Here is a 782-nt window from a genome sequence, read left to right on the forward strand (position 1 = left end):
ACCGATGTCCCCGCGCCGACGGGCAAGCCCGACGCGCCGGCCCGCGCATTGATCTTCGACTCCGTCTACGACTCCTATCGCGGCATCGTCACCTACATCCGCATGGTCGATGGCGAGCTGCGCTCTCGCGAGAAGCTGCACATGATGGGCATCGGCATGACCCACGAACCGATCGAGATCGGCGTGATCAGCCCCGATATGATGCCTACGAAGGCGCTGGGCGCGGGCGAGGTCGGTTATGTGATCACCGGAGCCAAGGACGTCAGCCAGTCCAAGGTCGGCGACACCATCACCTCCGCCGAGAAACCCGCGACGGAACCGCTGGAGGGCTATCGTGACCCGCAGCCGATGGTCTACGCGGGTCTGTTCCCGATCGACAACGCGCAGTTCCCGGAGCTGCGTGAGGCGCTCGACAAGCTCAAGCTCAACGACGCGGCGCTGATTTACGAACCGGAAACCTCCGTGGCGCTCGGCTTCGGATTCCGTTGCGGCTTCCTCGGTCTGCTCCACATGGAGATCGTGACCGAACGACTGAGCCGCGAATTCAATCTCGACCTGATCTCCACCGCGCCGAACGTGCCGTACGAGGTCACGGCCGAAGACAACTCCGTGCACCGCGTCACCAACCCGAGCGAATTCCCGGACGGCAAGATCAAGAAGATCGTCGAGCCGATGGTCGCGGCCGACATCATCACTCCGAAGGAATTCATCGGAGCGGTGATGGAGCTCTGCCAGGACCACCGAGGCCAGATGGGCACGATGGAATACATTTCCGCCGACCG

General features: G+C 63.0%; 1 protein-coding gene. It reads left to right on the forward strand.

Annotation, left to right across the window (positions count from 1 at the left end):
- A partial coding sequence (locus B3C64_RS02750; RefSeq protein WP_291533572.1) for an EF-Tu/IF-2/RF-3 family GTPase occupies window positions 1-782 on the forward strand: 782 nt, incomplete at both ends.

This window comes from Bifidobacterium sp. UBA6881, from assembly GCA_002451435.1.
Taxonomy (GTDB): Bacteria; Actinomycetota; Actinomycetes; order Actinomycetales; family Bifidobacteriaceae; genus Bifidobacterium.